This is a genomic window from Siminovitchia thermophila, from assembly GCF_016909185.1.
Lineage (GTDB): Bacteria > Bacillota > Bacilli > Bacillales > Bacillaceae_C > Siminovitchia > Siminovitchia thermophila.
Window position 1 is genome coordinate 62,506 of record NZ_JAFBFH010000024.1, and the last position, 7,160, is coordinate 69,665.

The window sequence follows — 7,160 nt, forward strand, 5'->3', positions numbered from 1 at the left end:
AAAAGCCGGAAAATATAAGCTTTTACAACGATATGTTGCTGCTTGTTAGGCGGCTTTCGGAGCAGTCAGTTCTTCTTCCGCCAATTCTATTTGACGAAGAGCCTCATCTATATTTGCTTGAGTGGCATCGACTGTTTGAAGAACATTTAACGCATGATCATAGGCCTCTTTCAATTCTTTTACAGATAAATATTCTTCTTTCTCACTACTGCTATTAATTTCCGCTATCTTTTTCGTTAGTGCATCTTTATTGACCAACTCAAAAAAGTTGTAATCCCAACCGCCTCCAATATCCCTACCCAAAGCGATTGTATATTGTACACGCATCACATCGCCGTCACTCAGATAATAATCAGCGAAGCCGACATTGGGAAAGATGTTATTTACTGAATACATCCAACCCGATAAACTATTAAAATTAAATTCTCCCAATGCCCCATCATGATAGTTTTCCTCGTCATAGTGACCATTCAATGCCTCTTTCAAAACCTGGGGAATGGCAGGAGGTGACTTATAAATATTGTTAGTTCCATCCAACAAATAGGAAAGATAGAAACTATTCTCAAGTGTTCCTGTATGGTCGTAATCGTACCCGTACTTTTTTATTAAAGCGTCTAATTCGTGTGATGCCCGTCTTCCTTTCGTAATATCCACTTGTACAGGTTCAATGACATAACCGAGACCGATGGTGAACGCCTCTAAACTGAACGTGAAACTGCCAATTACATCGCCATCTTCCGCTTCTTCACGAATTAACGTATATTGTGCGGAATACGTTTTCCCATTATAGTCAACAACAATTTCAACTTTGTTTTCCCCGACCTCGAGCTGTAATGTATAGCTCGTCTTTTCCGAATCATCCCAATTAACCACTACCGGGTTACCGTTATTCGTTACTTTTACATGTGAAGCTTCGATCTTATTACCGTCACTGTCTTTTGCCCATAGATCAAACGTAAGTTTATCCGCTTTCGTCGTTACACGATCTTCCAAACTCGTTGTAATCGTCACTTCGGTTGATTCTATTGTGTTAATGCCGTCAACTACCGAGTTGGCACTTGCCGCTGATGTCATAAAAGGCATTAAAAGGATGAACAAAATGAATAATAAAGAACAACGTTTCTTTAGTGTATTCACACCTTCGCCTCATTTCTTTTATTAATGAACGTACTACAAAGTGGGCGCTCTAAAACCGTGAGCAACCTCACGATTTTAGAGCTGGACTTCCATTTAAACTGATCTTTTTTTACGGACGAAGTAAATGGCTATACCTGCGATGATGAAAACTAGACCAATGATCAGCAAATTAAACATATTGGTCGCTGTGTTTGGCAATTTTTTGGCGCCGTTGGAAGCTTTTTTCTTTCCATATTCTTGGTTCTGTTTGGCATTTGCATGATCACCAGAAGGACGCTCTCGTTTTTTATCTTTATTTTCATCTTCGGCCGTTTTAATTGCGGGTGAACCAACAATGCCCTCATTTTCCGGATCTTGTGCTTGATTCTCCTTTTCTAGTTCGGTTAATTTTTCCTCGAGCGCTTCAAGCTTACTCATATTTGAAACATACTGCCTTTGCTCTGCCGTTAAGTAATCATATGCTTCTCGGGCGGCGGCTACTGCTTCCTTATGCGCGACAGTCAATTTGTCCAGATCAGGAAGTTCTTGGATCATATTTTCAACGATTTCAGCTGCTTCCTTGTTTTTAGCTTCTTGTTCCAAAATGATTATTTTAGATTCCAATGCAGATAATTGCGCTACATTTGAAACTAATTTTTTCTGCGTTTCTGTAAGACGATTATAAGCTTGCCGCACTGTTATGACCGATTCTTTATCCGATAAATTGATATCGGCTTCTTTCGGAAGCCTATGAATCATGTCCTCCACCTTTTTAGCAGCTTCTTTATCTGCTAATTCGGCCGCTATTTGTAATTCTTTGAGTTTCGCCTCTAGTGCAACGAGCTTATTGGTATTAGCCACTAATGTTTGTTGGACCTGCGTTAATTGATCATATGCCTTGCGCGCTTCCGCGACCAGCGCCTTCTGGTTTAGTGATAGTTGCGACACTTCAGGGAGCATGTCAATCATCGTTTCCACTTTTTTGGCCGCTTGTTTGTCCAGTTCTTCCTGTTCCAATTGACTTAATTTCGTTTCAAGTGATGTGAGTTTTTCAATATTCGGCACTAACTTTTGCTGGGCCTCTGTTAAGCCATCATAGGCTTGTCTTACTTTGGCAACAGACGCTTTATCATCTAGATGGATTTCCGATTCATTTGGAAGCCCGGCGATCATCTGTTCAACGATATCGGCAGCGGCCTTATCCGCCTCGATTTGTTCCAATTCGAACATTTTTGCTTCAGTTTCGTCGAGTTTTGCTTTATTGGCCACTAAATCTTGCTGTGATGCTGTTAAACGATAAAACGCTGTTCTCGCATTTTCAACGATTGTTTTATGGTCTAATGTCAATTCTTCGACTTCAGGCAATTCAGCAATGATTTGTTCGACAGCTTGTGCCGCTTCTTTATCTGCTACTTCTTGCAATACTTTCAGCTTTGCCTCTGTCTCAACAAGCTTTTCTACATTGGCGACAAGACTTTGTTGTACTTCTGTTAAACTGTCATAAGCCAAACGGGCATTTTCTACTAACGCTTTATCTTCTAGCTTTAGATTCGCCGCTTCTGGCAGCTGTTGGATCATTTCCTCCACTTTTTTAGCGGCTTCTTTATTGACTAAATCTTGTTCTAACTCTAATAATTTCGCTTCTAACGCTTCAAGCTTTTGTATATTGGCAACGAATGTTTGCTGCGGTGGAGTCAAGTTGTTATAGGCCGCTCGCGCCCCTTCAATGGCCTCTTTATCATGAAGGGTTACATTCTCGATATCAGGCAAAGCCGCAATCATCTCTTCTACTTCCTTTGCTGCTTCTTCATTTGCGCCTGACTCATCCACCCATTTTGCATAAAACGTTTTATCTCCATAGCTTCCGCTCGCGATAGCTGTTACTCGTTCGCCTTCAAAGCTTGGATTGTCATACCAGCCTTCAAATAGATAGCCTTCATGTTCCATTTGCCCGGCTGCCGGAAGTGGAATTTCCGCGTCGTCTATCGTATATGTTTTCGGTATGTCATCCCCAATTAAAGTCCCGCCATTTGTTTCATAATGGATGTTATATTCAATGTTGTCATACTGTGCATACAATGTAATATCGTGTTCCGGCATGACGAGCTTTTCACCGGGTAGATAATCCGTGCCGCTTCCGTCTTGTTTGGAATTCCAAGCTTTGAACTTTTTCCCCTGGATGTTTTTACCTTCGGGAATTTGCACTAACGCATAAGGTGAAACCTTGTTTGTTTGTACTTCACCATTAGAATGGAAGTTGGCATCATGTTTTTTAGCAGCCATGTTTTTGTATTCGCCGTTTTTCATATCGGTCATATCATATAAGGCATTCATTCCTTTTTTAAACCGATCATAGGCAATCAGTCCATAAAGCGATTGTTCGGTCGCCATGGCATTTACTCTATGTCCCGAACCACCGCCGCCGTCATTTCCTGTCGTGACATGCTTAAAACCGCCTATTTCTGGCGAAGAACCACTGCCATCATCCCAAAAAGTGAGGAGTGCATCGATCATATTGTTCGTCCAAACGCCATCCTGAACAGCGCCCTTTTGAATAAAGCTCACATGTTTGCCAATCCGCTTAAGCTCCACCTTTTTTTGTAATGGATCGATGCCCAGAGCCGTTAGCGCGACAATTACTTGGACAGTACTTTCCGCATTCACATTTCCAAAAGCGGCGTATGCTCCGTTCTCCTGTTGCAGAACAGACAACATATAAATTCCTCTTTCCACGGCTGCCGCAAACTCTTCATATGACGCCTCCGCCCCGCTCGCAGCATAGCGCTTTTCATCACCATAGTACGGAGCTAACGCTTGCAGCGCCATCCCTGTAATATCCGGGTCTGGGTTGCCAAATAAAGACCAGCCTCCCACCGTTCCGTCAGCTTGCGTAATTTCTTTACTTAAAATGTAATCAATCATTTTTCCGAAAGTATTTACGTCCGGATTTGTGGAATCAGGATAAAATTCATATCCTCCCGTATTCATTGCGATAATTTCCCAAATCGGCCCATTAATTCCTTGCCTATAAGAAAAACGATATGAGCTGGATAATTTTTCAATAAAGTCGTAGCCTGCTACATCTGTAATATCGTAGCCTAATGCTGTAAGCGCCAGAATGAGACGCGACCATTCAGTAGATTTAGCCCGATGAAGGTTTCCTTTTTTATCCGCCACATATTGTTCGATCCGGCCAAGATAATCTTCAAAATAGGTATCTGGCACATGGTTCATGTAATCGTGACCCGCATACATGCCTCGCAATAAACCCATGACAGCCCATTCTCCACCAACCGATCCCATACTTGGCTTTTCTAGCGTTTCAAGTATGTACCTGGAGGAAGCATTCATATAAAAACCGATTTCCGGTTCCTTATCTTCCCAGAAGCGAATGTCCAACTCTTGATAACCTGTTCTCGGATCGTAAGCCTTCCCAAAAGCAACTTGCGGCACAATGCTTAACATCAATAGAAAAGTCAGTAAAACCGCAGATAACCGTAACGAACGCTTCTTAATAACCCCCACTTTTTTCCCCCCACATTTGTCTGTAGAGCTTGTTCTTGTCCGAGTATGTAAAATGACGCTCGAGAAAAATCTTTCCCTCCTCCAACTTCGGAAAAACGAAAAAGCCTTGGACTTCCAGAGAAGCCCAAGGCGATTAGGTATTTTTGCAAATCTATAAACATAATAGATGGTTGTCTCCATCTATATTGATGACATAGTGACTCATACTTCACCTTTCTCCGGAAGGCTACATATATACGCGTTAGGCAGTTCTCCTGACTTTTGGATCATCGCTTCCTTCCGCCTTCCCGGGGTATTCCCCAGTGGCATAATGGAAAGTCGCTCCTCAATTACAGTGGCCGGACCGTTCAGGACTTTCACCTGATTCCCTTTTAATCTTTTACAAATAAAAAGAACCTAATTCGTTTTTCCATTATTCAGTTGTAATTTGGAGTACAAGCTCTCAATTTGAAATGTTACAGAATTCTAAAAAAAATGTCAACTTTCCAAAGCAAGAATTGGTGGTTTCTTTATGTAATTGCTTCCAAACAAACCTTTAAAAAACGATTAAAACCTGTAAAAGTTGTGAATAAAATAAAAAACAAAATCTTCATGTCTTTTCCTGATGTGCCTAACATCATATGAATCAATGTTTTTTTCCAAAAATAATAGCTGTTTTCTAAAAGGAATTTACAAATATTGTCCTGTATATGATTTTTTATTTTTCACAATCGAACCCGGTGTTCCTTTGACAATGATTTGATCGCCCTTTTCTCCTCCTTCAGGGCCTAAATCCACAATAAAGTCGATCTTCTCTATTTGCTAATCATCCAAACTGTTCAATCATCCGTTTACTTGCTCGAAATCGTCCGGGATATATTGGGAAAAATAAACCGGCAAAGTCTTGCCGAAGCCAGGCAAGTAACAATGGATTCACTGGCATATATGGATTATCAAATTGAACAACAGCTTTTCGGTTCACATTATTTATACAAGTTAATAAAATTACTAAAACAAAAAGTTTATTTTAGAAGTATGCGATAAAGAGGAAGTTGTACATAAAGTGAAACTTCATTCAGTAGGGCTTCTACTGAATGTTAGTTGAACCAATCGGGCATTTAGGGGCCGTTTTCTCCCACTTAGACCTTTGGTATCAACTCTGGTCTTAAAGTAGTGTATATGGCATCTTACATGCGGGATAAAGCACATGGTCTTAACATAAAGGTTGTTACTATGAAAAAACAGGTTTCGTTTTTCACTAACGGGGTCCATTTTTTATTGAACAAGAAAGCCATTATACATGATACAATCAACATGAGTTTCTAAATCTTGGTGGGGGGATCGGGTGTGAAGTCAATAACGGTTTATCACTACGATGCGTTTAGTAAAGAACCTAATAAGGGAAATCCAGCGGGAGTCGTTTTAAGCGGAGATCAGCTGACAGATGCCGAAATGCAAGAGATTGCTTTTAAAGTAGGATTTAATGAGACGGCATTTCCAGTTGCATCCGAAGCCGCAGACCTGAAAATACGATTTTTTACACCGGGTCATGAAATGAATTTATGTGGCCACGCTACAATGGCAACTGTTTATGCGCTCCAAACAAAAGGATTATTGGGCGATAAGACCGATTTTACCATTGAAACAAGGGCTGGGATTTTACCGATCACGATTAAATCAACAGCCGAAAACGACATATGGATCACCATGAAACAAGCTTCTCCAACATTTAAAGAGTTTACAGGTTCCATAGCGGATTTGGCTGGCTCCCTTGGGTTAAATAAATCTGATATCCATGATCAGTTACCTATTTTATATGGAAGTACCGGTACTTGGACATTATTAATCCCTATAAAGCAATTGGGCGCTTTTAAGAAAATGAAACCCAATAACAAAACGTTCCCTTCTATTTTAAAGGAGATGCCAAAAGCTTCTGTCCATCCATTCTGTTTGGAAACGCATGATTCACACGCCGATATGCATGCCCGGCATTTCTCTTCACCATATTCCGGTACGATTGAAGACCCGGTAACGGGTACTGCTTCAGGGGTAATGGGCGCTTATTATGCGAAATACATCCATACTCATTTTAAAGATTCTCTGAACCTTGTTGTGGAGCAGGGTCATGAAATCGGAAAAAACGGCCGGGTTATCGTGCGAGTTTCAAAAAACAGTGACTGTCTCGATGTTGAAATCACCGGAAATGCCGTTTATGTGAAAGATTTCGAAGTTTTGCTGGATCATGATGAGATTGTGAAAAATAATACTTAAGCAACCCTGTTTCATGGCAAATACATACTACTAAAAGTACAAGTAAACTAGAAGAAACTGTTCTCATAAAGTGAAACTTCATTCAGTAGGGATTCTACTGAATGTTAGTTGAACCAATCGGGCATGTAGGTGCCGTTTTCTCTTGTATTCACTCAAGATGTTGATGTGGGAGTATTACGGCACCTTACATCAGACTGTCTAACAAATAAAACCAAAAAAAGGTATAATATAGGTAACTTATAAGCAGAGGGGATTATTAAAATGGGCAA

At 40.6% G+C, this 7,160-nt stretch carries 3 protein-coding genes and 1 riboswitch; of the genes, 1 reads left to right on the forward strand and 2 read right to left on the reverse strand.

Annotated elements, in window-relative coordinates; all coding sequences use genetic code 11:
• Nucleotides 1-45: 45 nt before the first annotated feature.
• Both JOC94_RS15600 and JOC94_RS23410 read right to left on the reverse strand, forming a co-directional pair.
• On the reverse strand, nucleotides 46-1,137 hold the full coding sequence (locus JOC94_RS15600) for a DUF4430 domain-containing protein (protein WP_205179836.1): 1,092 nt from the start codon (nucleotides 1,135-1,137) through the stop codon (nucleotides 46-48).
• A 93-nt stretch (nucleotides 1,138-1,230) separates the two neighbouring features.
• Nucleotides 1,231-4,641, reverse strand: a complete 3,411-nt coding sequence (locus tag JOC94_RS23410) for an InlB B-repeat-containing protein (RefSeq protein ID WP_205179837.1) — start codon at nucleotides 4,639-4,641, stop codon at nucleotides 1,231-1,233.
• Between the two features lie 227 nt (nucleotides 4,642-4,868).
• Nucleotides 4,869-5,056, reverse strand: a riboswitch (cobalamin riboswitch).
• Nucleotides 5,057-5,967: 911 nt separating this feature from the next.
• Between JOC94_RS23410 and JOC94_RS15610 the strand changes: the two genes are divergently transcribed.
• On the forward strand, nucleotides 5,968-6,891 hold the full coding sequence (locus tag JOC94_RS15610) for a PhzF family phenazine biosynthesis protein (protein ID WP_205179838.1): 924 nt from the start codon (nucleotides 5,968-5,970) through the stop codon (nucleotides 6,889-6,891).
• Nucleotides 6,892-7,160 lie beyond the last annotated feature (269 nt).